The organism is Marinobacter sp. DUT-3, from assembly GCF_050379435.1.
Lineage (GTDB): Bacteria > Pseudomonadota > Gammaproteobacteria > Pseudomonadales > Oleiphilaceae > Marinobacter.
In genome coordinates, this window is the sequence record NZ_JBNRMG010000010.1 from 49,269 (window position 1) to 75,480 (window position 26,212).

Below are 26,212 nucleotides of genomic sequence, written 5' to 3' on the forward strand. Positions count from 1 at the left end.
TAAAATCCCCTAAATTGGGTATTCGCTGAATTCAGCGTGTTCGGGTAAAAAACGCGGTCTGGGTGGGATGGCCCACTTCGGGATCGTATTCACCGATACCGCCAAACTCCACCTGATACCCGTTGCGCTCCGCCACGCCGCGAGCCCAGCGGCGGAACTTGGTGCGGTCCCACTCGAACTTGTGATCCTCCTCGCGGAATTCATTGGGGGCAAGATCGAACAACGGATTGTATTCGCGATTGGGAGTGGTCATGAACAGGCAGCCTGGCCTGTATTCGCCAAACACGGCGAGTTCCACCTTGGAGAGCTCTCCGGGATAAACGTGTTCAATGGTCTCCACCATCGCGGCGGCATCGTAGCCCGATAACGCGGGGTTGCTCTCGGCGTAGGAGCCACGAATCAACTGAATCCGGGGAGCGCCTTCAGACAGGTAGGCAGCCAGATTGACGCGGGCCTGCTGAAGGGACAGACCGGAATGCTCCAGCCCGGTGATCGAGCGGAACTGACCATCCGCGAGCAGGCGGTACAACAGCGAACCCGAACCGCATCCCAGATCCAGTACGCGGGTGGCCCCGGTTGCCTTCAGCACGCGGTACACCTGGTCCAGGCGTTCCTCGTGCAGGGACGTCATCTGGGTCATCCGGCTTTCTCCGGACACGGCCGGCTCGAACATCAGGTTTCTGCTCCCGCAGTGTGTCCGGGCGCCGCACTTTGCCGGCTCTTTAACTGGCTGGCCAGCGCGACACCGGTTTCGCTCATGGTGAGGTAGGCCTCATTCGCCCCGGCTTCCCGAATCTGTCGTGCTTCATCCTCGTACATGGTGTGAGCCACGATGTAACCCGAAAAGCCTTTCTTCCGGAGATTCCGGGCGGCGATAAGTTTACCCTCAATGTCACCCATGCTCAGGATGACTGCTTCAACCGATGGCATATGAAGGCCTTGCCAGAAGGACATATCCTCCGCATCCGCGAAGACCACGTTGCGTTCCGCCTTCTGGTGTTTGGCGACCTTGGCAGGATCCGAGTCCAGTCCCATAACGCGGGCTTCGGACTCAGCCAGATGATCATAGGCGGCTGTGCCGGTCCGGCCCATCCCCATGATCAGCATCCTGGTGCTTCCCAGCGAAATCGGTTGTTCATCGGGGTGGTGGCGTTGGCCTTCGTAGGGCGTGAGCCGTGCACTGAAACGCTCGTAAAGGGTATGGGCAAAACGGTTGACTGGAGCGGAAATAATGAAGGATATCGCTACGGTCAGTGCCAGTGGCACCAACCAGTCCGGCAGGGCAACGCTCGCGACGATCAGGCCGAACTCACTGTAGTTGGTGAGTGACAGAGCACTGAGAAAGCTGCTGCGGGCCCGGAGTCGGAAGGCGAGCAGCAAAAAGAAGAACAGGATGCCTTTCAGTGGCAACACCACCGAAGCAACCAGAGCGAAGATCAGGGCATCGCCGTCAGGCAGTCCGCTAATGCCGATCTGCAGGAAAAAACCAACCAGGAAGACTTCCTTGACGCTCCAGAGGGATTTGGCCAGTTCCTGGGAGCGCGGATGGTTGGCCAGCATGGCGCCAAACACCAGCGCTCCCAGTTCCGAACTCAGCCCGACCGCCTCGAAGCCAAGCCCGCCGAGCACCAGGGCCAGCAGTAACCCGAGTAGAACCAGCAGTTCGTCATGGCCACTGGCATCGAGGAGCCGGAACAACAGTGGGCGCAGCATTGGCAAGCCAAAGACAACGAGCGCCCACTGGGATGGCGCTTGTCCCGAAGCCAGGCTCATTACCACCAGGGCGATCAGATCCTGCATGATCAGGATGCCGATGGCCACGCGACCATGAAAAGCCCGTAATTCCCGCTTGCTTTCCAGTACCTTGGCAGCGAGCACGGTGCTGGAGAACGACAGGGCGATGGCCAGTAATAGCGCTGTCTGCCAGGTCAGATCCATCAGCAGGTACAGCCCCGGGGTAAATACCGCGCAGGTGATGGCGAAATGGAACAGGCTGCCGCCGATGACTTCCGCGCTGATAATCGAGCGTAGTTTGAGTTTCAGGCCTACGGTAAACAGCAACAGCAGAACGCCAAGGTGAGCGATGTGCTCAAGGGCGTTGGTGGCCTCCACGGTGATGTCGATGGTTTCGGCCAGGCCGCTCAGGACAAATCCGGCCGCCAGGTAGCCGACCAGGGGTGGCAGGCCGGCGGTTTTTACCAACAGCCCGAGTCCAAAGGCGAATGAAATCCAGATTGCTTCTGGCATGGTGGTCGTCTACTGGATCAGTGGCTGGATTGAATAAACTCCCGAAACAGTCTGGCAGATTCTTCCGGTACCTCTATCATGGGCGCGTGCCCCACGCCTTCCAATAGTACCTTTCGGGCATTTGGAATGCGCTCCACAAACACATCGGCATTGCGATAATTTATCACACGGTCCTCCTTGCCCCACACCACCAGTACCGGAGCGCGGATTTGTGTAATGGCGTTACGGAAATCCGGTTCGTAGCCGGTGTCGCGAATGGCGGCGAAAATAACCTCGTTGACTTCCCGGTTGGCAATGGCCTTTTGTTCCATCACATCCAGGATCGGCCAGGGCGCGAAGGGTTTTTTCTCCAGGGCGAAGTCCATGAGGCGATCAAAATCTCCGGGCTTTCGCGGGATCAGCGGGTTGTCGCCCTCCGTCACCAGGTCCACCAGTTCACTGTCATATTCAAAGATGCCTGCGGGATCAAACAGGACAGCAGAACGGACCTGCTCGGGAAACCTCGCGGCATAGAGAGCGGTGATGGCGCCCCCCATGGAGTTGCCCATCATATGGGCCTGGTCGATATCGAGCGCGTCGAGAATACGGGACACGTGTTGAACCTGGTCTTCGAAGCGGTAGCCGAGATCCAGATCCTTGCTGCTGTCACCGTGACCGGGAAGGTCGATGGCGTAGACGTTGAAGTCATCGGTCAGCTCCGCGGCCAGGCGCGTCCAGTTGTCCTTGTTGGCGCCGAATCCGTGAATAAGTACGACGCTATCGCCATTGGCTGACTCTTTGTTCCGGAGATAGGCAATGTCCATTTCCCCAACCGCTACCCGGTCTGATTCAAGCCCCGCGGATGAGCGCTCCCAGTCGATGGCCGTGTCGTAGATGTCCTGGCGTGAGCAACCCCAAAGCAGCGTGGCAAGGGTAAGCAGAAGCATCACTGGCAGTCGGGTTGTCGATGTCATTGAAAATCTGGCTCCGTTTTCATTGTGGGAGGGCTGTCCGTATCAGGCAAAGGTTACAGTAACTTAAAAAAAAGCCCGGTCAAGGACCGGGCTCAAAGGTTTCCTGAGTCGGGCTGTTCCTTCAGCCCTTATGGTGATCAGTGATCAGAAGTCGACACTGATGCCAACGTATGCTGTGCGTGGCAGGTTGGGGCGTGCACCGTGCGGGCTGCGGGACACGATTTCCTGATCATCAAGCACATTGTCCATCTTGGCATAAACCCGGGTAGACGTGTTCAGGGCATAACTGCCTGACAGGTCCACCACAGTGTAGGCGTCGGTCTTACGGAAGGTGTTATCGGTACCGGAACGATCACAGGTGTTATCGACACAGGTTTCGTCAACATAGGCGATGTTGATATAGGCATCCCACAAGTCGCCGTCGCGCAGGCCGGCACGCAGGGCCGCGACGTTTTCCGGAAGGTCGCTCAGGTTGTCGCCCTTCAGCACGCTGCCGTCATCGCTGTCTTTGGTGACCTCGGCATCGGTGTAGGTCCAGGTCGCCTGTACCGGTGCGGTCAGTCCGTTGGGCAGGGCGAACTCGTAGGAAGCCAGCAGCTCAAGGCCCTGGATTTCGGATTCGCCTTCACTGACGGTGCCGGAGTCGATGGTCTGGTTGCCTACATCGCACGGATTGGCGATGGAACAGTTCCTGACGGTGTTTTCGTAATCGCTGTAGAACGCGATGGCTTCGGCGCGCAGTGCTCCGTTATTGTATCGGGCACCGGCTTCGAAGTTGGTGCTCAGTTCCGGCTCGACATTGGTACCGCCGGAGCCTGCTGGCGCCATACCGCGGTGGACACCGCCGATCAGGGTTACCGTGGGTGTCAGGCGGTAGGTCGCGCCCAGGCCTGGCAGCAGCTCGCTGGTATCGTTGCTGGCGGTTTCAGTTTCGCTGGCGGACGTGCGCTCCGGCGTGCTCCATCGGGTCTGTGAGGTTTCGATATCCTCATAACGCAGCAATGCTGTCACTGTCAGGTCCGGGTTGATGGCGATGCGGTCAGCCACAAACAGGTTGAGGGCTTCGGCTTCATCGATCCGGTTGTCGCCACCGGTGGGGGCAATCTGTTCAACGAACTCGAAAGCGGGCCGTCCGTTGTTGACTACCTGTTCGAAGCGATCCTTGGGCTGGAAACGGTCTGCCTCGTCTTCGTGCAGGCGGGCGCCCACAGTGATGTCGTGGCGCATGTCCGCGAGGTCGATGCTGTAGTCCGCTTTCACTTCAATGCCCTGGGACAGATATTCCCGCGCGCCATTGGTCAGGGTGAACGGGCCAAAGGCCTCGGTACCCTGTAGCTGGTTGTAGGCGGTCTGGTCGCCGTTGTTGGCCGCTTCGATCAGGTCGTTGAAGTTGCCTTTGTACCAGTTACGCTTGAACTCGTTGCGGTAGAGTGTGGTGGTCAGCGACAGGTCATCGGACAGTTCCACAAGGTGGGTAGCTGAGTATCCCTTGTGACGGTTGTCCATGTTATCGAGCTGGGACAGGAAATAGCGCTTGTTGGGGTTGCGCTTGAAATCCTCATCGGTCAGGCCGAGATAGGTTTCGTTACTCAATTCTTCGCTGTACTGGAATTTCAGGTCAAGCTGGTGGTAGATGTCCGCGGAGGCGTCTGAGTTGAAGCGGGCCTTGGCCACGTAATCCTGCTTCTCAAAACCGGTGTCACGGCTGGACTGCTGCAATTCCTTGAAGCCGTTGGTTTCTTCCTGGAAGGTTTCAATGATGAACGCTGCGTTTTCAGTGCTGTTGCCATACCAGCTGTGGATGCGTTTGCCGGCGTTTTCGGACACCTCAGCAGTGACGTGGCCGGCTTCGGATGTCGGGACCGGGGTGGAGCGCAGGTTGATCGCGCCACCTACGGTGAACGGGCCGTAACGCAGCAGGTCCGGACCTTTGAGGACCTCGATACCGCTCATTCTGCCAAACGTGGGGGAATAGTAGGCCGCAGGGGCTGAGTAAGGCGCCGGTGCGATCAGCACACTGTCTTCCATCAGTGTGATCTTGGACGAACGCCCGGAACCGGAACCACGAATGCCGATATTGGGTCGAAGGCCGTAGCCGTCCTCTTCCTTCAGGTAAACGCCGGGGACTTCGCGGACCGCCTTGTGGATGTCCGTGTACTTCATGGTTTCCAGGTCTTCGTTGGTCACAACGTGGGCAGAGCCCGGTAAAGCGGACGCGGAGCTGTCGTCACCAATTATGACGAGTTCATTCAGAGTCTGTTCCTGGGCGCCGGCTGAAGTGGCGGCGGCAACGATGGCGGTTGCCAACAGGCTTCGGGAGAATCGGGGCATCATCTTCAAATCCTTACAGCTGATTTAGGTGAGGATGCGAACTATACAAATGATACGTATTTGCAACAAGTAAAAATTATCATGTAGATTTAGGTTATTGAGTATCCATTGCTGTATTTCTGGGGCCTAAACACAAAAAAAGCCCGGCGGGGCCGGGCTTTACGAGAGGCTTGTTATTATCTCAGGGTCAGGACTGTTCTCGCGCTATGGCCCGATAAGCAATGTCCTTGCGATAAAACACACCGTCCCACTGGATCCTTGCAGCAACCTTATAGGCGCGCTGCTGGGCTTCCGTGACGGTCTGCCCGAGGGCCGTGGCGCACAGCACACGGCCACCGCTAGTCACAACCTGCTCACCATTGAGTCGAGTACCCGCGTGGAACACTTTTTCACCCGCCGTTTCAGACTCGGGTAGCCCGGAGATGACGTCTCCTTTGTCGTAGCTGCCCGGGTAGCCGCCGGCGGCCAGTACTATGCCTACTGAGGCACGGTCATCCCATTTGGAATCACACTGGTCCAGTTTGCCATCAATGGCGGCACCACACAGTTCCACCAGATCGGACTTCATGCGCAGCATGATCGGTTGGGTTTCCGGGTCGCCGAAGCGGCAGTTGAACTCAATCACCTTGGGAGCGCCGTTGCCATCGATCATCAGGCCGGCGTACAGGAAGCCCTTGTAGGGGTGACCTTCGGCCGCCATGCCACGCACGGTCGGGTAGATCACCTCATCCATGATGCGCTGGTGGATATCGGCTGTCACCACCGGGGCCGGTGAGTAGGCTCCCATGCCGCCTGTATTGGGACCTGTGTCGCCGTCGCCGACCCGCTTGTGATCCTGGGAGGTGGCCATGGGCAGAACGTGTTCGCCGTCCACCATGACGATAAAGCTGGCTTCCTCGCCATCGAGGAATTCCTCGATGACCACCCGGCTGCCGGCGGCGCCGAAGGCATTGCCGGCCAGCATATCGCGGATGGCGTCTTCGGCTTCTTCCAGTGTCATCGCCACGATCACGCCTTTGCCTGCGGCCAGGCCGTCGGCCTTGACCACGATGGGCGCGCCCTGTTCGCGCACGTAGGCGAGGGCATCATCCACCTCGGTAAAATTGGCGTATGCGGCGGTGGGGATGTTATGGCGGGCCAGGAAGTCCTTGGAAAAGGCCTTGGAGCCTTCCAGTTGCGCGGCGCCTGCACTGGGGCCAAAAACCCGCAGGCCGCGCTCGTCAAACCTGTCGACGATACCGGCAACCAGTGGCGCCTCGGGACCGACGATGGTCAGGCCGACGTTATTGGCGGCAGCAAAATCCGCCAGCCCGTCCAGGTCCATGACGTCGATGTTGATGTTCTCCAGCCCCGCTTCACGGGCGGTGCCGGCGTTGCCCGGTGCAACGAAGACCCGGTCAGCATCCGGAGACTGGGCGGCTTTCCACGCCAGGGCGTGTTCCCGGCCGCCGGCGCCTATAACGAGAATATTCATAGTCGTCTTCCTGCTCGTCGGATTAATGCCGGAAATGGCGCATGCCGGTGAACACCATGGCAATGCCGTGTTCGTTGGCGGCGTCGATCACTTCCTGGTCGCGCATGGAGCCACCGGGCTGGATTACGGCGGTAATGCCGGCTTGTGCGGCTGCGTCGATACCATCCCGGAACGGGAAGAAGGCATCGGAAGCCATAACCGAACCCTTCACTTCCAGGTCTTCATCGGCAGCCTTGATGCCGGCAATTTTCGCGCTGTAAACCCGGCTCATCTGGCCGGCGCCGACGCCGATGGTGCGTCCGGCCTTGGCGTAAACAATGGCGTTGGATTTGACGTACTTGGCCACCTCCCAGGCGAACAGCAGGTCGTTCAGCTCCTGCTCGGACGGCTGGCGCTGGGTGACCACCTTGACGTCTTCCATGGCCACCATGCCCAGGTCACGGTCCTGCACCAGCAGGCCTCCGGTAACGCGCTTGTAGTCCAGCGATCTGGCACGCTCACCGGTAATTTCACCACAGGCCAGAAGGCGCACGTTTTTCTTTGCAGCGACCAGTTCCACCGCCTCTGCGGCAATGGTCGGGGCAATGATGACTTCCACGAACTGGCGGTCAATGATGGCCCTGGCGGTCTCCGCATCCAGTTCACGGTTGAACGCGATAATGCCGCCAAATGCGGATGTCGGATCGGTGGCAAACGCCAGGTCATAGGCCTGGCGGATGTCGGCGCCAATGGCCACGCCACAGGGGTTGGCGTGTTTGACGATAACGCAGGCCGGGTCCGCGAAGGGTTTCACGCACTCAAGCGCGGCATCGGTATCCGCCACGTTGTTGTAAGACAGTTCCTTGCCCTGCAGCTGTTTGGCGGTGGCGACACAGGCTTCCCTCGGGTTGCGCTCGGCGTAGAAGGCGGCGCGCTGGTGAGGGTTTTCCCCGTACCGCATATCCTGAACCTTGACGAACTGCGCGTTGAAGGTGCGGGGGAAATCGGCACTGTCGTTGTCCGGGGTGCGGCCGCCCAGGTAGTTGGCGATGGCGCCGTCGTAGCCGGCGGTGTGCTCGAAGGCTTTGACCGCCAGATCAAAACGCGTGTTGTAGGTCAACTGGCCGTCGTTTTCTTCCAGCTCTTCCAGCACCCGGCTGTAATCGGAGGCATTCACCACGATGGCGACATCGTTGTGGTTCTTGGCGGCGGCGCGCACCATGGTCGGACCACCGATGTCGATGTTCTCGATGGCGGTAGGCAGGTCACAGTCGGGGTTGGCGACAGTGTCTTCGAAGGGGTAGAGGTTAACCACCACCATGTCGATGGGGTTGATGTTGTGCTCTCCCATCACGCTGTCATCGGTGCCGCGTCGGCCCAGGATGCCACCATGGATTTTCGGATGCAGGGTTTTCACCCGGCCGTCCATCATTTCCGGGAAGCCGGTGTAATCGGACACCTCGGTGACCGGGATGTTGTTTTCCTTCAGAAGGCGAAAGGTACCTCCGGTGGAGAGCAATTCGATACCGCGCTCGGTCAGGGCACGGCCGAAATCGACGATGCCAGATTTGTCACTGACGCTGATCAGCGCACGACGGACGGGGGTGTTAGCCTGGTTTGCCATGGGTTGGTCACATTCTTTGCTGGAGATGAACGAATAAGGGCCTCGCGAATGGTGTCCGGGAGGCCCTCGTTTCAATCGGGTGTCTGGATTATAGCAGACCGTATTGCTTCAGCTTCTTGCGCAGGGTGCCGCGGTTCAGGCCAAGCATGGTAGACGCCTTGGTCTGGTTGTTGCGGGTGTATTTCATCACCTGCTCCAACAGGGGCGCCTCCACTTCGGACAGCACCAGTTGGTACACTTCCGTGACCGGTGCTCCGTCCAGCTGGGCGAAGTAGTTCTTCAGGGCAACTTCGACGCTGTCACGCAGGGTGACGCTGTTGCCGCTGCTGTTCACCGTCTGCAACTGATGAATGTCATCGTTGGCCGATGTGCTCAGGTTGTCGTTTGCCAAAGTCTCAGCGGTCATGCTGCGAATACCTCTCCATTTCGTAAGCCTGCAAAATACTGTTGAATACTGTCTCTCTGCTCCCCCGCCTCGTCCAGGGCGTTGAAGCGTTTGCGGAACTGTTTGCTCTCGTCGTGGGACTGCAGATACCAGCCCACGTGTTTTCTGGCAATGCGCACGCCCATGAACTCACCGTAAAACTGGTGCAGGGCATCCAGGTGCTGCGTCAGGATGTGTTCCACCTCAGCCAGCGGAGGGGCCTGCAGGTGTTTTCCGGTCTCCAGGAAATGCAGGATTTCCCGGAAGATCCAGGGCCGGCCCTGAGCTGCCCGGCCAATCAACAGACCGTCGGCGCCGGTGTGCTGGAGTACCTGTTTCGCTTTCTCCGGGGAGGTGATATCACCGTTGGCAAACACCGGTATGCTGACGCGGGATTTTACGTCCGCGATGGTGTCGTACTCGGCGTCGCCCTTGTAGGCGTCCTTCCGGGTGCGGCCGTGAACCGCCAGCGCCTGAATGCCTGCATCTTCTGCCATGCGTGCGATCAGGGGCGCGTTGCGATGGTCCCGGTCCCAGCCAGTCCTCATCTTCAGGGTAACCGGGATATCCACGGCGTCGACGACGGCCTCCAGTATCTCCCTGACCAGGCTTTCGTCCTTCATCAGCGCGGAACCGGCGGCCTTGTTACAGACTTTCTTGGCCGGGCAGCCCATGTTGATATCGATGATCTGGGCGCCGTACTCGGCATTCAGTTTCGCGGCGTGGGCCAGCATTTCGGGATCGCCGCCGGCAATCTGGACCGATCTGGGTTCCGGTTCGCCCGCATGATCCATGCGGGTCCTGGATTTGCGCGTGTGCCAGAGCTTGCTGTCTGCTATGACCATTTCCGATACAGCCAGCCCGGCGCCCATGTTCCTGCACAGCAGGCGGAACGGGCGGTCCGTCACACCTGCCATGGGTGCGACAATCAGCGGGTTGGGCAACGTGTACGGCCCGATTTTTGCCGTTGGCAGCATGATCTGAGTCCGTGTCACAGCGGATTGAGCAAGGGTCGGAATGGAACGATTGCTCAATAAGTAACCGATCCTGATCCGAAGGGCGGTAATGATACCGCCGGGACGCCAGCGATTGAAGGGGCAAAGCAGTGAAAAAATTGATTATTTTTCGTGCTTTCTGGTTGACTTTTAGTCTGTTCGGTGGCGTTCGGCTGTCTTTGGCAAGTAAAGGCTCGCTTACGGGCTATATGCCTGAAAGGCGATGTTGTAGTTCACCGCGTCGCGGCCCGGGTCACGGATGCTGATGGCAATGCGCACCGGTGTGTCCGTTGGCATGGTTGATAACTCACGGCCTTCGCCGGCTATGTATTCCTCGGGGGTGAAGACGCTCTGGGCAACCACATCGCCGTTCAGATTGGAGAAGGTCAGGGCGATCGCGGGGAAAGGCTGGGCAAACGTTGCCCGGTTGATAATCACCGCCTCCACCAGCAACTGGCTGCGGTTGTCCGGATCGGTCCGCACCACCAGTTTGCGGCTCTGGATGGAGTCCACATCAATCAGTGGCTTGAGTTTGCAACCGGCCAGTTCGCAGCCTTGCTCGTAAAACGGCCGTAATTCCGGAATGGATGACAGCCGGTCAAACTGGAACCAGGTCACCTGGGCAACGAGTACGCCGATCAGTGCCAGTACAACCAGGCTCCAGATTACGGTTCGCACTCGCCCTCCCGAGCCACCGCGCACCGATACCGGTTCCCGCCGAAGGTCGCTGTAGGGCTGGTAAGCGGTTATGGGCTCGTCACGATCCGTCTCGTCTTCTTTTGGCAGATTGCCAGACGCCGATTGAGCATGATCATCGGTAGGCTCAAGCGCCAACGGGCTGTCCGTGGCGGCCGAAACCTTGTCGGACGTTAGCTCGTCGTCCTGGGGCGGGATCACCGCTTCCGGCTTGACCGAAGGTTCGATGGCCGGTCGTGGCTCGGGCTCGGATTCAATCGCAGGCGAGGATTCACGGGTGGCGGACGGGCCGCTGTGCTTGTGGTCATCGTCAGCCAGCATCGCCTCGGCCCAGCTTTCATCAATGTCCTGGCTGTCGTCTTCATCCCGGTTGTCGAATTCTGATCCGGACTCTTCATTGATGGAGCGGAAGCTGTCACTCAGCTCCTCCTCGGAAAAGGTCATCCGGGAGCCCGCATACCGACCTTCTACGGCATCCTCCTCCGGGTTGTCGGCGAATACGAAATCATCGTCAGCCGAGAAACCGCTGGCGGGTTCATCCGGCTCCCGGGAGGGAGGCTGGGCAGGGGAGGGTTGCGTCGATCCGGCGGAAGCTGACGGTCCGACCTGGTGATCCACGGCATTGAAGACTTCCATGCAGTTCCCGCAGCGCACTTTGCCTTTGGCAATACTGAGTTGCTCATCCGTTACCCGGAACCGGGTATCGCAATTGGGGCATCGTGTCTGCAGGCTGCTTTGGGTCATGCTTCGTTCCTGTAAGCGACTTCGCTACGAGTCACGGAGTTTAGTGGTTCACAAAGGATTCGTCACCTGTCGATGCGTCGTCCTGTGAGCCGTATCCACTCTTCCTGTTGTTCCGGCTCATCCATCACAAACCAGGGTTCATACGCCGCCATGACCTCGCGGGCCTGGTTGGACAGAATGCCGGACAGCACCAGGTCGCCGCCGGGCTTGACCAGGGCGGCCAGGTGCGGGGCAAGCCCGATCAGGGGCTGGGCCAGGATGTTGGCCAGCATGATGTCCGCTTTGGTATCGGGCTCATGCTCGGGAAGATACAGGTCGAGGCGGCTGTTTTCGACGCCGTTGCGCTGGGCGTTGTCGCGGCTGGCTTCCAGCGCCTGGGGGTCGGTGTCCACGCCGATAACGTGATCGGCGCCCAGCAACAGCGCTGCCAGGCCGAGAATGCCTGAGCCGCAACCGTAATCGATCACTTGTTTGCCCTGTACGTCCTGGCCGTCCAGCCACTGCAGGCACAGGGCGGTGGTGGGGTGGGTGCCGGTGCCAAAGGCCAGACCGGGGTCAAGCATCAGGTTGGCGGCGTCGGGATCTGGGGCGTCATGCCAGCTGGGGACAATCCACAGCCGTTCGCCGAACTGCAAAGGCTGGAAGTCATCCATCCACGCCCGTTCCCAGTCCTTGTCTTCCACCAGCGTCACCGCAATCTCCGGCAGGGATTGCTGAGTCTGCTGATGCCAGGCATCGATAACGGCGGCGCGCAGTTGCTCAATGTCCCGTTCGGAATCGAACAGGCCGGTGACATTGGTCTGGTGCCACAGTGGGGTGGTGCCGGGGTCGGGCTCGTATAACGGTTGGTCGGCTGCATCTTCCATGGAGACGGCTTCGGCGCCCATCTCCATGAGCAGATCTTCCAGCTGATCCGCGTTGTCCGGATCAGCCGGGATCTGTAGTTGTATCCAGGGCATATTTGCTTCAATCCCGCATCAGTTTTTCCAGGTAATGGATGGTGAAGTCTACCTGTTTAAAGCCACCATCGCGTACCAGTTTTCGATGCAGGGGTTGATTGGTCTTGATGCCTTCGACAACCAGTTCGTCCAGAGCGTTCTTCATGCGCCGGCGAGCGATCTCGCGGTCATCGCCCCAGGTGATCAGCTTGGCCACCAGGGAATCGTAGTACGGGGGTACCGTATAGCCGCTGTACAGATGCGAATCGACCCGGATACCGTTGCCGCCAGGGGCATGGAAGTGTTTGACCTTGCCCGGGCTGGGTACGAACGTCTTGGGATCCTCGGCGTTGATCCGGCATTCCAGGGCGTGGCCGGAAATGCGGATATCGTCCTGGGTGTATTGCAGGGGCAAGCCACTGGCAACGCGGAGCTGTTCGCGCACGATGTCCACGCCGGTGACCATCTCGGAGACCGGATGCTCCACCTGTACCCGCGTGTTCATCTCGATGAAGTAGAACTCGCCGTCCTGATACAGGAACTCGAACGTACCGGCACCCACGTAGCCGATTTCCTTGCAGGCGTCGACGCATGCCTTGAGAGTGCGCTCTCGGGCTTCCGGATTGATGTTCGGAGCCGGCGCCTCTTCAATCACCTTCTGGTTACGGCGCTGCATCGAGCAGTCGCGGTCTCCCAGGTGGATGCAGTTGCCGTGCATGTCGGCCAGCACCTGAACTTCCACATGCCGTGGATGCTCCAGGAATTTCTCCAGGTAGACTGTCGGATCGCCAAAGGCATTGCGGGCTTCGCTCTGGGTAATCTGGACGCCCTTGAGCAATGCCGCTTCCGAATGAACCACCTGCATGCCACGGCCACCGCCACCGGATGCCGCCTTGATCATCACCGGATAGCCGATCTCACGGGCAATGCGCAGGGTTCGCTCATCGTCGTCAGTCAACGGACCATCGGAGCCGGGAACGGTGGGAACACCCGCCCGGATCATGGCATTGATGGCTGAAACCTTGTTACCCATGAGGCGAATGGTTTCCGCTCTCGGGCCGATGAAGCGGAAGCCGCTTTTCTCGACCTGCTCGGCGAAATCAGCATTCTCGGCAAGAAAACCATAGCCGGGATGAATGCCCACGGAATCCGTCACTTCCGCCGCACTGATGATAGTGGGGATGTTCAGATAGCTGTCCGCTGCGCTGTTCGGGCCGATACAGACGGATTCATCCGCAAGGCGCACGTGCATCAGGTCACGGTCGACCTGTGAGTGGATGGCGACAGTCTTGATGCCCAGCTCTTTACAGGCGCGCAGGATGCGGAGCGCGATCTCTCCCCGGTTTGCGATCAGAACTTTTTCTAACATAGCCATGATATGCAATCACCGAGTTCAGGAAATGACGACCAGAGGCTGGTCGAACTCTACCGGCTGACCATTCTCCACCAGGATTTCAGTGACGGTGCCGCTCTTGTCTGATTCGATCTGGTTCATCATCTTCATGGCCTCTACGATGCAGACCACTTCACCTGCCTTGACCTGCTGGCCCACTTCCACAAAGGCCTTGGCCGTCGGGGAGGGTGAGCGATAGAAGGTGCCGACCATGGGTGACTTGACAGCATGACCGGACGGCGCAGCCGGAGCTGAGCTCTCACTGGCAGCAGGAGCGGCGGCTTCGGCGGCCGGAGCCGGCTGCGGTGCAGGTGCTGGCGCCGGGTAGTGGGCCATGTACTGTGTGGCGGCCGTCTGTTCACCGCGACGGGAGATGCGAACGGAGTCATCACCTTCGTGAATCTCCAGCTCCTCGACGTCGGATTCCTCCAGGAGCTCAATCAGCTTCTTGATCTTACGAATGTCCATAGTCAGTTAGGTCCCGTATTGTCTGTGGTCTATCAGTGAATTCGCTGCAGGGCCGCCTGAAGTGCGAGGTCGTACCCCTGGCTGCCCAGCCCGCAGATAACGCCTTCGGCGATATCGGAAAAATAGGAGTGATGGCGGAACGCTTCCCGCGCATGCACATTGGAAAGATGCACCTCGATGAAGGGAATACCCGATGCCAGCAAGGCGTCCCTCAGAGCCACACTGGTGTGGGTAAACGCCGCCGGGTTAATAATGATGAAATCGACACCTTCATTGCGTGCATCATGGATGCGTTCAATCAGTTCGTACTCCGCGTTGGACTGCAGGTGGAGCAGGTGATGACCCTGTTCTGCTGCCTGTTCGTGAAGCCGGTCGTCAATATCCGACAGGGTTTCACGGCCATACAGTTCCGGTTCCCGGGTACCCAGCATATTCAGGTTAGGGCCATGGAGTACGAGTATAGTCGACATGATGATACGTGCCTTGTTTCCATTATTTTCTACAGGATCGCCGAAAATGGCGTCATTTTCCATTCATGGTGCGTTCTCATGGCTTTCGGATCAATACATTTCGACGTTCCGGATGTGACAGCGGGAAGTCTCACATTGCGAATCATTGTCGGAGGGTGCCGGCCAGACGTCCATAAGACGTTTGTTTCATTTCCGACGGTTTGGCAGTCCTTTTAGACCATCGTCTAACAAGTTCGGTTTACGACTGAAGTGGTGCCGATCTCCGGCGTAAGTGTTCTTTCTACCGCCTCCCTCCGGTGCCAGACTCGGGTTTTTCCACACTGCCGGAGCAGGGAGGACCCATGCGAGACACCGAACTGTGCAAAAAACTGCTGGTGTTACAGGAGCCCTGGAGCATTTCCCGGGTGCGGGTGGATGTTCAGAGTCAGGAGTTGCATGCCTATCTGACCACCGGCAAACCCTGGTTCGGCCGCTCGCCATTTGAGCAGCACAAGTGGCGTTGGCGGCACGTTAATGTGGGCGCGTACAAGACATACATCCATGCCACGCTGCCAGACGAAGGGGGCATCGCCAATGAGCCCCTGCCGTTCCTGGGACGGGTGGGAAAGGATTACACCCATGGCCTGGCGCGACGCGTGATTGATTGCCTCCAGGCCGGCCTTGGGTATCGTCAGGTTTGCGAGTTGTTGGGTATCGATGTCTATCTTGCCTGGCAGATTCGCCATGGGATCAGTGAGGGGCAGTTTCCCGGTGCTGACGACAAGCTTGCAGCCCGGATGTCTGCGGAGGAGGGTACGGAGCTGGCACAGCAGTCCATTCCCGCCACCGGCGACCCGGTCTGGTTTAATCTGCTGGAATCGGAGCAGCCATTCCACGCAAACATGCTGGGCCTGAAACTCTTGCTGGCCCGGACGCGCCAGGAGTTTTCAGGGTTGACCAGCGAGGATGCGAAAATCATACGGGTTAATGCGATCAGGCGTTTCTTTATCCGGCACGAAAAGCAGCTGAGTGATGAGATTGCTCAACTGGACAAGTTCCGTGACCAGCCGGAGGCCGCCAGTTATGAGTGACGGTTTCCGTGAAGGATTGATGTCGCCGGACCAGGCGGCAGAGTTGATCAATACCGGCAGGGCGCTCAGTATCGCCGGTGACCGGGATCTGTTGCTACAGCTGCCCAGCGGCAACTGGATCGGCGGTACGACGCCTTACTTTGTCGCCAGTGAGGGTGGCTTGTGTAGCCGCAAGCAAGTGTACGTCCAGTGTTTGTATGGCATCGATGCATCGATCAGCAATTATGATGGCGACCACCTTCCCCATGTCCTGGAGGATGCCCCGGAGCATGGCTACTCCATTATTATCCTGCCTGCTGGCAGCCGGGTGCTGGAAGACTATGCGCGGTATGCGCCCACATACTTCGATATGTTTATCAAGCCCATAGCCGGTTGGGTATCCGGCGTGCATGTGGACGAACTTGGGCAGGCCAGTGCGGCCGTGGTGGATGGCCGCACTGGCGAGCTGTTCACTGACCGCGCCGTTGTGCAGCATGTCCGTGTGCCCGAGCACGAATCGGTTGCGGTGCACACGGTCAATCTGTTTGAGGCGGGCGACGGACCGGAGCTGGAATTTGCCGCTACTGGGTTCTCCGCGGAGGATTGCCTGATTGACGGGCGACCGGGCAACCTGGCGGATACAGTCCAGTCGTCCGGCATCGACAGCCGTTGGCCGCTGGTGGCCGATTACTGCGGTGCACTGGTCAATGTCAGTGTTCAGTCGGTGGATCCACAGACGCGGGCTGTCAGATTCTATGCCCCGGTTTTCGAGGGTGTTCGTTATCGGTTCGCCAGACCGGTGGGCAATTATCCGGAAGCTTTTCTGGCCGCCATGCCGGAGGAACCCGGTGAGATTCTGTTCAGCTGTAACTGCATATTGAACTATCTGCACTCGAACCTGGAAGGCCGGCGAACGGCACAACTGACGGGGCCGATCACCTTCGGTGAAGTCGCCTATCAGCTGCTGAATCAGACGGCGGTGTACCTGACGCTGGAGCGGGACTGACCGGGCGTCAGTCCGTTGCCGCCGTCACGCAGTTCCTGCCAAGCTCCTTGGATCGGTACAGCGCCCGGTCAGCGCGTTCACACAGTGCCTGGGAGGTTTCGCCCTTCCAGGCAGCGATACCGCAGCTGAAGGTGACATTGAACTCCTGGCCGCCTGCGGGCTGGACCAGTTCAGAGAAGCGTTCGCGGATCTCGTTCAGGACATTGCGGGCGTCGCTTTCACGGGTATCGGGCAGGATGATCGCGAACTCCTCACCCCCATAGCGACCGATGTGATCGGTTTTTCGCAGCCGCTGTTTCAGGAACATGGACAGGCTCCGTAGAACACGATCACCGATGGGGTGGCCAAAGGTATCGTTCACTTTCTTGAAGTAGTCAATGTCGAGCATGGCAAAGCAAAGAGGCTGATCCTTCTGCTTTGCCCGCACGATCTCCTGATCCAGCAGGTGCAGGGTGTGGGTGTGGTTGTAAAGACCGGTCAGGCTGTCGCGAATCATCAGGGCCAGCAATGACCGGGCGCGCCGGCCCCGGTTGTGGATGGTGGCGATCAGGTGCTTGGGATCAATGGGCTTGGTGAGAAAGTCGTCGCCCCCCAGGCTCATGGCATGCAGTTGCTTGGAGACATCTTCCTCGGCCGAAAGATAGATAATGGGTACGCTGTGGAAGCGATCCTGCTGGCGGATCACCCGGGCGATTTCCATACCGGTGCATCCGGGCATGTACATGTCGAGAATGATGATTTCCGGAGAGAATTCTTCCAGGGCGTGAATGATCTGCATCGGATCGGTAATGATGTGGGCGATCATTCCCGCCTTTTTCAGGACGGTTTCCATGAACTTGGCCTGTGCCCGGGAATCATCCAGCACCAGTACCCGGTAGGGCTCCACCGTGTTGCCATGGGTGTAGCTTTCGATCTTCTCGATCAGCTGCCCCGGATCAACGGCCGGATAGAAGAATTCCTCACCCCCGCAACGGGACGCCCGCAGGCGGGTTTCAATCGTGCCATCCTCATGACTCATGAAAATGATGGGAATGGGGGTGTCGTGCCGGTCCTGCAGGCGCTCAATGGTGGCTATCCCGGCGTTGGTTTCATGGCCGAAGTTGACGTCCATGAGGATGGTTTCGGGTTTGTGCAGGGCACAGGCCTCAATCAGCTGGTCGGCGTTGCTGAAGGCCGAAGCGCGAAAGCCGAAAAATTCCAGCTGGCGGATCAGGCGACTGGCTATTTCGTCATTGGCGAGGGCAATGTATACCGGGGTCCGGCGGAATTGCTGGGGAGCGTCCGGAGTGTTCTGGTCCGTCCGGCGGAGCGTGTTGCGGGACAGCAATTCGATGGCATCCTGCAGTTGTCGCTCCAGAGCTTCCGGGAGGTTCTCGCCGGCGGGCCAGTCCGCGAGGAGTGCCAGTACCTTGCTGCCGGCATCGGCATGGCCGGTCATTTCAAAACGCTGGGCGTAGCGAACCAGCTTGTCTGTGGCGGTGGCGAAATCGTCGCGAAACGGCGCGGATTGCTGGTTTGTGCCGTGAATTTTCTGCCAGGTGTCGAGCACAACTCTGGCCTGTGTCGTCACACGGCGGGCAAAGTGCTGTCTGAGTTTCTCTTTCTGGCTTTCGTCGTTCATTGTACTCCGGCCTGTCTTTTTCTCGTTATCGGGGGTCCGTCTCCGGGACACTGGTCCTGTTCAGAGTCTATAGTGTTTAATGTTGTCGGCGTAGGTCATGCTTTGTAAATGTTTGTCAACTCTGCGGGGCAGGTCACATCAGTACCCCCGGCAGGGCCACATTTTTCAGGGCCGGAAAGGCTCCGGAGGCAGCCAGTGATGGCACGGATGCAGTCTCTAACTTTGCCGAGTCACCAGAGGGGGCTGATTTCCCTTCGCTCCCTGGTATTGCTCTATACCGGCAGCCTGCTGTTGCTGATCCTGTTTGCCAGTCTGGCCTTCAGTGTTGATCGTTTCAGGGATTATGTATCGGACCAGCTTGAAGGCCATGCCCGCGACGGCGCAACCGCAGTGGGGTTATCACTCTCGAATGCCATTGATGGCCGTGACCCGGTGGCCGCGGCATCATTGATTGATTCGGTGTTCGACAGCGGCCGCTACCTGTCGGTGGTGTATATGGACCACGAGGGCGACTGGGTGGCGGGGCGGCAGGCAACGCTGTCAGGCGCTGGCGTGCCGTCCTGGTTTGTGGCCCTGGCGGATTTGCCGTTGCCTGTGGGAAGGGCGGAAGTGGTTCGGGGGTGGTCCCGCCTGGGACATGTGGAAGTCGTCAGTCATCCCGGACGTGCCTACCGCGATCTGTGGCATGTGACCATCGGGATGATTGGCGGCACGATGGTGGTCGGTGGCGTTGGCCTGTTTCTGTTGTTCTGGATAGTTCGAAGAATACTCAAACCACTCAAGGCCCTGGAGAAACAGGCGGAAGCACTGGGGCAGCGGGATTTTCGCAAGCGTGTCGACATCAATTCCACCCGCGACCTGAACCAGGTGACCCGGGCAATGAACCAGATGGCGGACGATCTGGGGTCGCTGTTCGAGGGGCAGGCGAAGCTGATCCAGCACCTGCGACGGGTCAGTAATGAGGATACCGTGACCGGGCTGGCCAGTCGCAGCGCGTTCGATCAGCGTCTGAAGGTGGAAGTGGAGTCGGAAGAGCGGGCGGCTCCGGGTGTACTGTTTCTTGTTCAACTGGCTAGTTTTGCGCTGTACAACCAGACTTACGGTCGTGGCGAGGCCGACCGGTTGCTTTTGAGGATTGCCGATGTCATCAACCGGTTTGTCAGGTCCCATACCGGCGCGTTTGCCGGACGCCGTAGCGGCGCCGAGTTTGCGATATTTCTGCCGGGCATTACCCAGGCCGACGGCATTGTCTGGTGTCATCAACTGATTGAAGAGATGGATGGCGTATACGCCGACCTGGCGGCTCCGGTGGAGGTGATGGTTCACGCCGGCGTCGCCCAGGCCCAGGAAGATCGTAACGCAAAAGCGCTGATGGCAGCCGCGGATGAGGCGCTGAGGCAGGCTCAGACCAGTCCCCAGAGTGATTGTCAGGCGGCGGACCCCGAACGTGATGGCCACCATACCCTGGAAACCTGGCGCGCCATTATTCGTAAGGCGATTGATCAGAAGCAACTGTCGCTCTGGTTGCAGCCGATGGTTTTCAACGGCGATGGCCAACTGGTTTACCATCAGGTGTTTTCGCGAATCCGCAGTGGCGGGGAAGAGCTCAAGGCAGGCGTATTTGTCCCCATAGCGGAACGTTTCGGCATGATTGAGGACATCGACCGGCTGGTGGTCCGCGAGGCGCTGGCCATGCTTGGGCGGAAGCCTCAGGACTGTCTGGCGCTGACATTGGGCACGTCCTCGGTGGCCAGTGAGTCTTTCCGGCAGGATCTGCTGGAACAACTGGAGGCTGCCGGGGATCGGCGGCACCGGCTCTGGGTTGGTATTTCAGAACAAACCGTGCACCATCACCGGACGGCGGTTGGCTTGCTGGTGCGGGCGCTGAACCGGCTCAATGTGGCGGTGCTGGTCGATCGTTTCGGCGTCGGCGGTGTGCCTTTCAGTTACCTCAGAAATCTGAGATTTCAGGGGCTTCGTATTGATAATAGCTTTATCCATGGTATCGACAGCCATGAAGACAACCGGTTCTACCTGGAGTCCGTGGTGGCCATCGCCCATAGTCGGGGAGTAAAGGTATTCGCGACCGGGGTGGAAACCGCCTCAGAATATGAGGTGTTACACAAGTTGGGGGTGGACGGTGCGATGGGATACCATCTGGGTCGACCGTTTGAGGCAGATAACGATAAATGACAGGGGGTTAATTAACCAATGCCAGGCAGGATCAGACAATATTTCAGGGATCGTAAGGACGATGTGCAGGATTACGCCGATGGCAGTGGCGTGATTGGTAAATTCATCCTCATTGTACTGGGTGTGTATCTGCTGGTAGCGGTGATACTGGGCATGTTCTGGAGCAGTGAGCCGGACATCTACTCGGTGCGGGAGCATACCCGAACTGTCGCATCTGAAATGGACCGGGAGCCAGTTGCGGGGTTTGCCACCACCGTGACCATGATCCGTATCGCCGAAACACTGCTGGACAAGCCCGGCGGCTACATTTCCAATGACATTTTCCCGCCCGGGCTGTGGCTGGACAATATGCCCAGTTGGGAATACGGCGTGCTGGTGCAGTTACGCGACCTGTCCCGGGCAATGCGCAAGGATATCAGCCGTTCCCAGAGTCAGTCGGCGGAAGATCCCGACCTGATCGTGGCGGAACCCCAGTTTCATTTTGACAGCGGCAGTTGGGCGATACCGTCCACGGAAGCGGAATATCGCCGCGGGGTCGAGGCGTTGTATCGCTACCTGGACAGGTTGTCGCGTCCGGATCAGCCGTCCGCTCAGTTCTTTGCCCGCGCGGACAACCTGAATAACTGGCTGGCGGATCTCGAAACCCGCCTCGGCAGTCTTTCCCGTACGCTGGGTGAGAGTGTGGGCAAGGCATCCGTGTCCGACGCGGTTGCCACCATCAATCCCGATGATCCGCTGGCGGAGGAGGCCGAGGGGGAAGAGGTCAAGACCCCCTGGACCAAGATAGACGATGTGTTCTATGAAGCTCGCGGCAGCTCCTGGGCCCTGTTGCATATCTTCAAGGCTGTCGAGGTAGACTTCCGCAAGGTGTTGAACGACAAGAATGCCATGGCCAGCGTGAAGCAGATCATCATCGAGCTGGAAGGCGCCCAGGGCGCCATGTGGAGTCCGGTGATCCTGAATGGTAGTGGCTTTGGTGTATTGGCGAACCATTCGCTGACCATGGCGGCCTACCTGTCCCGGGCAAGTGCTGCGATCAGTGATATGCGCGATCTGCTGTCCCGCGGCTGACGCCAGAATCACCGGCAGTCGTCGGTGATCCGGACATAAAAAAACCGGGCTGTCATGGCCCGGTTTTTTTATGGGAATGTGGTGTTCAGCCCTTGTAGGCGTTCACCGACTCGACGATGGCTTTTTTGGCTTCCTCGGCATTGCCCCAGCCCTGCACCTTGACCCACTTGCCGGGCTCAAGGGTTTTGTAGTTTTCAAAGAAGTGCTGGATCTGGTCCCGGAGCAACTGGGGCAGGTCTTCGACGTCCTGCACGTTCTTGTAGGAGGTGGTCAGCTTGTCGTGGGGAACCGCAACCAGTTTGGCATCGCCACCGGCCTCGTCTTCCATGTTCAGAACGCCAACCGGACGGCAGCGGATAACAGAACCTGCCTGCACCGGGTACGGGGTGACAACCAATACATCAATGGGGTCGCCGTCGTCAGCCAGGGTGTGGGGGATAAAACCATAGTTGGCCGGGTAGAACATGGGGGTGGCCATGAACCGGTCAACCAGCAGGGCGCCCATGTCCTTGTCCAGCTCGTACTTGACTGGCGAGCTGTTGGACGGGATTTCAATGGCGACGTAGATGTCTTCTGGCGGGTTCTTGCCTGCCGGGATGTTGTCAAAGTTCATGAGCAATCCTTCCTGAGGTACGTTTAACTGCGCTTGAAAAGTGGGCGCAATTATACGGGACTCTGTTGTGGATCGAAACTAAACGTTGGTCTCTCTCCTACAGTTGCATCTGCTTGGCAATCAGTTCCTTCATGATCTCGTCGGTGCCGCCGCCAATGGACAGGATCTTGGCATCCCGGTATAGGCGCTCAACCACCGACTCCCGCATGTAGCCCATGCCGCCATGAATCTGGACGGCTTCCCGGGTGACTTTTTCACACACCTCCACCGCAAAGTTTTTCGCCATGGCGACCTGTTTGACGGGATTTTTGCCAGCCTGCATCAGGGCAGCACAACGGTAGGTGTACTCCTTGGCGATATCCACCTGGGTGGCCATGTCCACCAGCTTGTGACGGGTTACCTGGAAGCCTCCAATGGCGCGCCCAAAGGCCTGACGCTGTCTGGCGTAGGTCATCGATGCTTCCAGGGCAATCTCGGCTGTGGTGTAAGCCATGATGGACAACATCAGGCGTTCGGCCAGGAAGTTGCTCATGATTGCGATAAAACCGGCATTCTCGGCGCCGATCAGGCGGTTGGCGGGTACCCGGCAATCCTCAAAGAACAGTTCTGCTGTGTCGCTGGCCCACCAGCCCATTTTCCGGAGCTTCTTGCCGGTAGAGAAGCCCGGCATATCGCGGTCGATCAGTAGCAGGCTGATGCCACCATGCCCTTCGCCCCCGGTGCGAACGGCAACGGTGTAGTGATCCGCGCGCATACCGCTGGTGATGAAGGTCTTGCTGCCATTGACGATGTAATGGTCTCCATCACGGACGGCGCGGGTCTTGAGGTTGGCCACGTCGGAGCCTCCGCCGGGCTCAGTGACGGCCAGGGCGGCAATCTTTTCACCGCGCAGGACTGGCGGAACAATCTTCTCGCGAACTTCCGGCTTTGCCCACTTGGCGACAGGGGGCAGGCCAATGTCCAGGGAGCCGAGGCTGGCTACCAGGCCGCCAGAGGTGGAGCGCATCAGCTCCTCGGAGACGGCCACTTTCAGGAATACATCGCCCTCTCCGGTGCCCCCGAGAGCTTCGGGAAAGCCAATGCCGAGCAACCCTGCGTCGCCGGCCTTCCGGTAGAGATCGCGGGGAAATTCACCAGCTTCTTCCCAGTCGTCAATGTGGGGAAGGACATGGGTGGCAACAAACTTGCGGGCGCTCAGGCGGGCCTGTTCGTGGATATCGTTGAAGTAATCGGACACGGCAAATCTCCCAGTGATCGGAAACCATGGGAGGCAGTGTCGCTCAATTGCAGATACCAAGCAAGCGCTTGGTCAGGGTCGGGGCTGGCTGGCCTGAAATGCCAGAAAGCCCCGGTGCGGCGGTTTCAGGCGCCCTGGCGGGGGATGCTTTTCACGCCTTCGCTGGTACCCAACAACAGCAGATCCGCCGGGCGGCGGGCAAAAAGCCCATTGGTGACGACACCGACAATCTGGTTGAGTTTTTCTTCTACCTGGATGGGGCGGGAAATGTCCATGTGATGGATGTCCAGGATGATGTTGCCGTTATCGGTGGTGAAGCCGTCCCGGTAGACGGGATCACCGCCGAGCCGGACAATTTCGCGGCCGACATGGCTGCGGGCCATTGGGATGACTTCCACCGGCAACGGGAAATCCCCGAGAATGCCGACCTGTTTGGACTCATCGGCAATGCAGATAAAGGTTTTGGCGACCGCTGCAACGATCTTTTCCCGGGTCAGAGCGCCACCGCCACCCTTGATCAGTTCAAGGCGCTCGTTGGTCTCGTCGGCGCCGTCCACATAGAACTCCAGTTCACCGACGCTGTTCAGGTCATACACGGGAATGCCGTGGCTTTTCAGCCGTTCAGCGGTGGCGTCGGAGCTGGCCACGGCGCCGTCGAACTCAGTGCGGATGTCCGCCAGCAGGTCGATAAAGAAGTTGGCGGTGCTGCCTGTGCCCACGCCAATAATGCTGTTGCGCTCCAGGCGGGGCGCAATGTAGTCCAATGCAGCCTTGGCAACGGCTTTTTTCAGTTCGTCCTGGTTCATGGGGGAACTCCGGTTGGGGAAGTAAACAGGTTTGGCGCTATTATAGCCTTTCTGGCGTCACCGCTTATAGACGGAGGGCGGCCAAAGTTTCTACACTGTGCGTTTTTCCCACGAATCTCCTTAACTTCCGGACGGACCCATGCCGCAACGCTATATCAAGAAAATCCTCGATGCCCGGGTGTACGATGTGGCCATCGAGACACCGCTGACTGAGGCGCGCAGCCTCTCCAAGCGTTTGAATAATCAGATTTATCTCAAGCGTGAAGATCTCCAGCCGGTGTTTTCCTTCAAGATTCGCGGCGCGTATAACCGGATTGCCCAGCTCTCTGAGGAACAGAAAGCAAAAGGGGTGATCTGTGCTTCCGCCGGCAACCACGCCCAGGGTGTGGCGCTGGCGGCGAAGAATCTGGGCATCAAGGCGGTCATTGTCATGCCCCAGACCACCCCGGACATCAAGGTACGCTCGGTGCGGGACCATGGCGCAAAGGTCGTGCTCAAGGGTGATGCCTTTGACGAAGCCGCGGCCCATGCCCAGGAACTGATCAAAAAGCATGGATACACCTATATCCCTCCCTTTGACGATCCGGACGTGATTGCCGGCCAGGGTACGGTGGCCATGGAGCTGATGTGGCAGTTCACCAAACCCCTGCATGCGGTCTTTATCTGCGTGGGCGGCGGTGGCCTGATTGCCGGTATGGCGGCCTACATCAAGTACCTGCGTCCGGAGATCAAGGTAATCGGGGTGGAGCCGGAGGATTCCAACTGCCTGCAGGCGGCCTTGAAGGCCGGCGAGCGGGTGGTGCTGGATGAAGTGGGCATTTTTGCCGACGGGGTTGCGGTCAAGCAGATCGGCGAGCATCCGTGGGAAATCTGCAAGGATTACGTCGACGAGGTGATCACCGTCTCCACTGACGAGATCTGTGCGGCCATCAAGGATATCTTCGAGGATACCCGGTCGATTGCCGAACCGGCTGGCGCCCTCGGCGTGGCTGGCGTTAAGAAGTACATCGAGCGCGAGAAGATCGAAGGGGAAAATCTGGCGGCCACCCTCAGTGGCGCCAATATGAACTTCGACCGCTTGCGCTATGTCTCCGAGCGCACGGAAATTGGCGAAAAGCGTGAAGCGATCCTGGCGGTGACCATTCCCGAGAAGCCGGGTGCCTTCAAGACCTTCATAAAAGCCCTGCACAAGCGCAGCATCACGGAGTTCAACTACCGCTACGCTGACAGCAAGAAGGCCACCATTTTCGTAGGTATCCAGATCCAGGCCGGCGGCCTCGGCCGCGATGAACTGGTGCAGGACCTGAGGGAGTCGGGCTATTCTGTGGTGGACCTGACCGACAGCGAATTCGCCAAGCAGCACATTCGCCACATGGTCGGCGGGCACGCTCCCTCGGTGACCAACGAGAAGGTCTACCAGTTCGAGTTCCCGGAGCGCCCGGGCGCGCTGCTGAAGTTCCTGATGTCACTGGGAACGCGCTGGAACATCTCGCTGTTCCACTACCGCAACCACGGCGCGGCCTACAGTCGGGTTTTGTTGGGTGCCCAGGTGGACAAGGAGGATCTGGCCGACTTCGAGGAAATGCTGGACAAGGTTGGCTTTCGTTACGAGGACATGACCGATAACGAGGCTTATCAGCTGTTTCTGGGTGCCGGGAATGGCCAGGCGTAACTACCAAAGTTAGGGGTGTGCGCACAGTTTCGGAAGCCCCACCCACGGCCCGGTTCCGTCAGAGCTTGGTATTTACTGGCCTTACAAAATTTTAATCTGTCAAAAATTGTAAATATCGAGATGCGTGTTAGTCTTTCGTCTAATTCTTAAAAAACAATAATAGCTCACTGATTTAACGAGTTTTTACCCTTTCGGGAGTTGGAGAAAC

The 26,212-nt window shown here is 58.7% G+C and carries 22 protein-coding genes; 5 read left to right on the top strand and 17 right to left on the bottom strand.

Going from position 1 to position 26,212, the window contains the following annotated elements; translation table 11 throughout:
* Positions 1–31: 31 nt before the first annotated feature.
* From ACQUWM_RS14640 to aroQ, 13 genes are all read right to left on the bottom strand, one after another.
* The gene (locus ACQUWM_RS14640; protein ID WP_407002764.1) at positions 32–673 is read right to left on the bottom strand and encodes a methyltransferase domain-containing protein; all 642 of its coding nucleotides are present in this window, start codon (positions 671–673) and stop codon (positions 32–34) included.
* A complete protein-coding gene (locus ACQUWM_RS14645) occupies positions 673–2,247 on the bottom strand; it encodes a cation:proton antiporter (RefSeq protein WP_428922645.1) in 1,575 nt (524 codons plus the stop codon). Before ACQUWM_RS14645 ends, ACQUWM_RS14640 begins: the two co-directional genes overlap by 1 nt.
* Before the next feature lie 17 nt (positions 2,248–2,264).
* Positions 2,265–3,200, bottom strand: coding sequence for an alpha/beta fold hydrolase (locus ACQUWM_RS14650; RefSeq protein WP_407002762.1), 936 nt, complete (start codon positions 3,198–3,200; stop codon positions 2,265–2,267).
* Positions 3,201–3,344: 144 nt separating this feature from the next.
* Positions 3,345–5,534, bottom strand: coding sequence for a TonB-dependent receptor family protein (locus ACQUWM_RS14655; RefSeq protein ID WP_428922646.1), 2,190 nt, complete (start codon positions 5,532–5,534; stop codon positions 3,345–3,347).
* Positions 5,535–5,718: 184 nt separating this feature from the next.
* Positions 5,719–7,005, bottom strand: a complete 1,287-nt coding sequence (purD, locus tag ACQUWM_RS14660; RefSeq protein ID WP_428922647.1) for a phosphoribosylamine--glycine ligase — start codon at positions 7,003–7,005, stop codon at positions 5,719–5,721.
* 22 nt (positions 7,006–7,027) lie between these two features.
* Entirely contained in the window at positions 7,028–8,608 is a 1,581-nt protein-coding gene (gene purH / locus ACQUWM_RS14665; protein ID WP_428922648.1) for a bifunctional phosphoribosylaminoimidazolecarboxamide formyltransferase/IMP cyclohydrolase, read from the bottom strand.
* Positions 8,609–8,696: 88 nt separating this feature from the next.
* The gene (fis, locus tag ACQUWM_RS14670; RefSeq protein ID WP_297790569.1) at positions 8,697–9,014 is read right to left on the bottom strand and encodes a DNA-binding transcriptional regulator Fis; all 318 of its coding nucleotides are present in this window, start codon (positions 9,012–9,014) and stop codon (positions 8,697–8,699) included.
* On the bottom strand, positions 9,011–10,006 hold the full coding sequence (dusB, locus tag ACQUWM_RS14675; protein WP_428922715.1) for a tRNA dihydrouridine synthase DusB: 996 nt from the start codon (positions 10,004–10,006) through the stop codon (positions 9,011–9,013). The genes fis and dusB overlap by 4 nt, the downstream gene beginning before the upstream one ends.
* Positions 10,007–10,225: 219 nt before the next feature.
* Complete coding sequence (locus ACQUWM_RS14680; protein WP_428922649.1) at positions 10,226–11,467, bottom strand: DUF3426 domain-containing protein; 1,242 nt, start codon at positions 11,465–11,467, stop codon at positions 10,226–10,228.
* A gap of 62 nt (positions 11,468–11,529) precedes the next feature.
* Entirely contained in the window at positions 11,530–12,426 is an 897-nt protein-coding gene (gene prmA, locus ACQUWM_RS14685) for a 50S ribosomal protein L11 methyltransferase (protein WP_428922650.1), read from the bottom strand.
* Between the two features lie 7 nt (positions 12,427–12,433).
* On the bottom strand, positions 12,434–13,780 hold the full coding sequence (accC, locus tag ACQUWM_RS14690) for an acetyl-CoA carboxylase biotin carboxylase subunit (protein ID WP_406989235.1): 1,347 nt from the start codon (positions 13,778–13,780) through the stop codon (positions 12,434–12,436).
* 18 nt (positions 13,781–13,798) lie between these two features.
* On the bottom strand, positions 13,799–14,266 hold the full coding sequence (accB, locus tag ACQUWM_RS14695; RefSeq protein ID WP_428922651.1) for an acetyl-CoA carboxylase biotin carboxyl carrier protein: 468 nt from the start codon (positions 14,264–14,266) through the stop codon (positions 13,799–13,801).
* A 32-nt stretch (positions 14,267–14,298) separates the two neighbouring features.
* Positions 14,299–14,736 carry a type II 3-dehydroquinate dehydratase gene (aroQ, locus tag ACQUWM_RS14700; RefSeq protein ID WP_406989231.1) on the bottom strand — a complete coding sequence of 146 codons (438 nt, stop codon included), beginning with the start codon at positions 14,734–14,736 and terminating at the stop codon, positions 14,299–14,301.
* Positions 14,737–15,077: 341 nt separating this feature from the next.
* Between aroQ and ACQUWM_RS14705 the strand changes: the two genes are divergently transcribed.
* Positions 15,078–15,806 carry a hypothetical protein gene (locus ACQUWM_RS14705; RefSeq protein WP_428922652.1) on the top strand — a complete coding sequence of 243 codons (729 nt, stop codon included), beginning with the start codon at positions 15,078–15,080 and terminating at the stop codon, positions 15,804–15,806.
* Positions 15,799–16,791, top strand: coding sequence for a DUF6976 family protein (locus ACQUWM_RS14710; RefSeq protein WP_428922653.1), 993 nt, complete (start codon positions 15,799–15,801; stop codon positions 16,789–16,791). Before ACQUWM_RS14705 ends, ACQUWM_RS14710 begins: the two co-directional genes overlap by 8 nt.
* A gap of 7 nt (positions 16,792–16,798) precedes the next feature.
* On the opposite strand, the gene ACQUWM_RS14715 is transcribed toward ACQUWM_RS14710, so the two are convergent.
* Positions 16,799–18,412, bottom strand: coding sequence for a diguanylate cyclase (locus ACQUWM_RS14715; protein ID WP_428922654.1), 1,614 nt, complete (start codon positions 18,410–18,412; stop codon positions 16,799–16,801).
* A 198-nt stretch (positions 18,413–18,610) separates the two neighbouring features.
* On the opposite strand from ACQUWM_RS14715, the gene ACQUWM_RS14720 reads away from it, so the two are divergent.
* A complete protein-coding gene (locus ACQUWM_RS14720; protein ID WP_407002752.1) occupies positions 18,611–20,605 on the top strand; it encodes a bifunctional diguanylate cyclase/phosphodiesterase in 1,995 nt (664 codons plus the stop codon).
* 18 nt (positions 20,606–20,623) lie between these two features.
* A complete protein-coding gene (locus ACQUWM_RS14725) occupies positions 20,624–21,676 on the top strand; it encodes a DUF2333 family protein (protein WP_428922655.1) in 1,053 nt (350 codons plus the stop codon).
* Between the two features lie 85 nt (positions 21,677–21,761).
* On the opposite strand, the gene ppa is transcribed toward ACQUWM_RS14725, so the two are convergent.
* From ppa to rpiA, 3 genes are all read right to left on the bottom strand, one after another.
* Positions 21,762–22,289, bottom strand: coding sequence for an inorganic diphosphatase (gene ppa / locus ACQUWM_RS14730; protein ID WP_407002750.1), 528 nt, complete (start codon positions 22,287–22,289; stop codon positions 21,762–21,764).
* A 97-nt stretch (positions 22,290–22,386) separates the two neighbouring features.
* The gene (locus ACQUWM_RS14735; RefSeq protein ID WP_428922656.1) at positions 22,387–23,526 is read right to left on the bottom strand and encodes an acyl-CoA dehydrogenase family protein; all 1,140 of its coding nucleotides are present in this window, start codon (positions 23,524–23,526) and stop codon (positions 22,387–22,389) included.
* 125 nt (positions 23,527–23,651) lie between these two features.
* Positions 23,652–24,332 (bottom strand): ribose-5-phosphate isomerase RpiA, encoded by a 681-nt coding sequence (gene rpiA, locus ACQUWM_RS14740; RefSeq protein ID WP_407002748.1) that lies wholly within the window; start codon positions 24,330–24,332, stop codon positions 23,652–23,654.
* A 139-nt stretch (positions 24,333–24,471) separates the two neighbouring features.
* Here rpiA and ilvA point away from each other — a divergent pair, with 139 nt between their 5' ends.
* Positions 24,472–26,004 carry a threonine ammonia-lyase, biosynthetic gene (ilvA, locus tag ACQUWM_RS14745; protein ID WP_428922657.1) on the top strand — a complete coding sequence of 511 codons (1,533 nt, stop codon included), beginning with the start codon at positions 24,472–24,474 and terminating at the stop codon, positions 26,002–26,004.
* The last annotated feature ends 208 nt before the right edge of the window (positions 26,005–26,212 follow it).

Excerpts from the sequence above, each read along its gene's own strand:
- ACQUWM_RS14710 (WP_428922653.1), top strand. The coding sequence starts at position 15,799 with ATGAGTGACGGTTTCCGTGAAGGATTGATGTCGCCGGACCAGGCGGCA.
- purH (WP_428922648.1), bottom strand. The coding sequence starts at position 8,608 with ATGGCAAACCAGGCTAACACCCCCGTCCGTCGTGCGCTGATCAGCGTC.
- ACQUWM_RS14645 (WP_428922645.1), bottom strand. The coding sequence starts at position 2,247 with ATGCCAGAAGCAATCTGGATTTCATTCGCCTTTGGACTCGGGCTGTTG.
- ilvA (WP_428922657.1), top strand. The coding sequence starts at position 24,472 with ATGCCGCAACGCTATATCAAGAAAATCCTCGATGCCCGGGTGTACGAT.
- ACQUWM_RS14680 (WP_428922649.1), bottom strand. The coding sequence starts at position 11,467 with ATGACCCAAAGCAGCCTGCAGACACGATGCCCCAATTGCGATACCCGG.
- ppa (WP_407002750.1), bottom strand. The coding sequence starts at position 22,289 with ATGAACTTTGACAACATCCCGGCAGGCAAGAACCCGCCAGAAGACATC.
- ACQUWM_RS14655 (WP_428922646.1), bottom strand. The coding sequence starts at position 5,534 with ATGATGCCCCGATTCTCCCGAAGCCTGTTGGCAACCGCCATCGTTGCC.
- aroQ (WP_406989231.1), bottom strand. The coding sequence starts at position 14,736 with ATGTCGACTATACTCGTACTCCATGGCCCTAACCTGAATATGCTGGGT.
- ACQUWM_RS14705 (WP_428922652.1), top strand. The coding sequence starts at position 15,078 with ATGCGAGACACCGAACTGTGCAAAAAACTGCTGGTGTTACAGGAGCCC.
- fis (WP_297790569.1), bottom strand. The coding sequence starts at position 9,014 with ATGACCGCTGAGACTTTGGCAAACGACAACCTGAGCACATCGGCCAAC.
- ACQUWM_RS14640 (WP_407002764.1), bottom strand. The coding sequence starts at position 673 with ATGTTCGAGCCGGCCGTGTCCGGAGAAAGCCGGATGACCCAGATGACG.
- prmA (WP_428922650.1), bottom strand. The coding sequence starts at position 12,426 with ATGCCCTGGATACAACTACAGATCCCGGCTGATCCGGACAACGCGGAT.
- ACQUWM_RS14650 (WP_407002762.1), bottom strand. The coding sequence starts at position 3,200 with ATGACATCGACAACCCGACTGCCAGTGATGCTTCTGCTTACCCTTGCC.
- accC (WP_406989235.1), bottom strand. The coding sequence starts at position 13,780 with ATGGCTATGTTAGAAAAAGTTCTGATCGCAAACCGGGGAGAGATCGCG.
- rpiA (WP_407002748.1), bottom strand. The coding sequence starts at position 24,332 with ATGAACCAGGACGAACTGAAAAAAGCCGTTGCCAAGGCTGCATTGGAC.
- purD (WP_428922647.1), bottom strand. The coding sequence starts at position 7,005 with ATGAATATTCTCGTTATAGGCGCCGGCGGCCGGGAACACGCCCTGGCG.
- accB (WP_428922651.1), bottom strand. The coding sequence starts at position 14,266 with ATGGACATTCGTAAGATCAAGAAGCTGATTGAGCTCCTGGAGGAATCC.
- ACQUWM_RS14725 (WP_428922655.1), top strand. The coding sequence starts at position 20,624 with ATGCCAGGCAGGATCAGACAATATTTCAGGGATCGTAAGGACGATGTG.
- ACQUWM_RS14715 (WP_428922654.1), bottom strand. The coding sequence starts at position 18,412 with ATGAACGACGAAAGCCAGAAAGAGAAACTCAGACAGCACTTTGCCCGC.
- ACQUWM_RS14720 (WP_407002752.1), top strand. The coding sequence starts at position 18,611 with ATGGCACGGATGCAGTCTCTAACTTTGCCGAGTCACCAGAGGGGGCTG.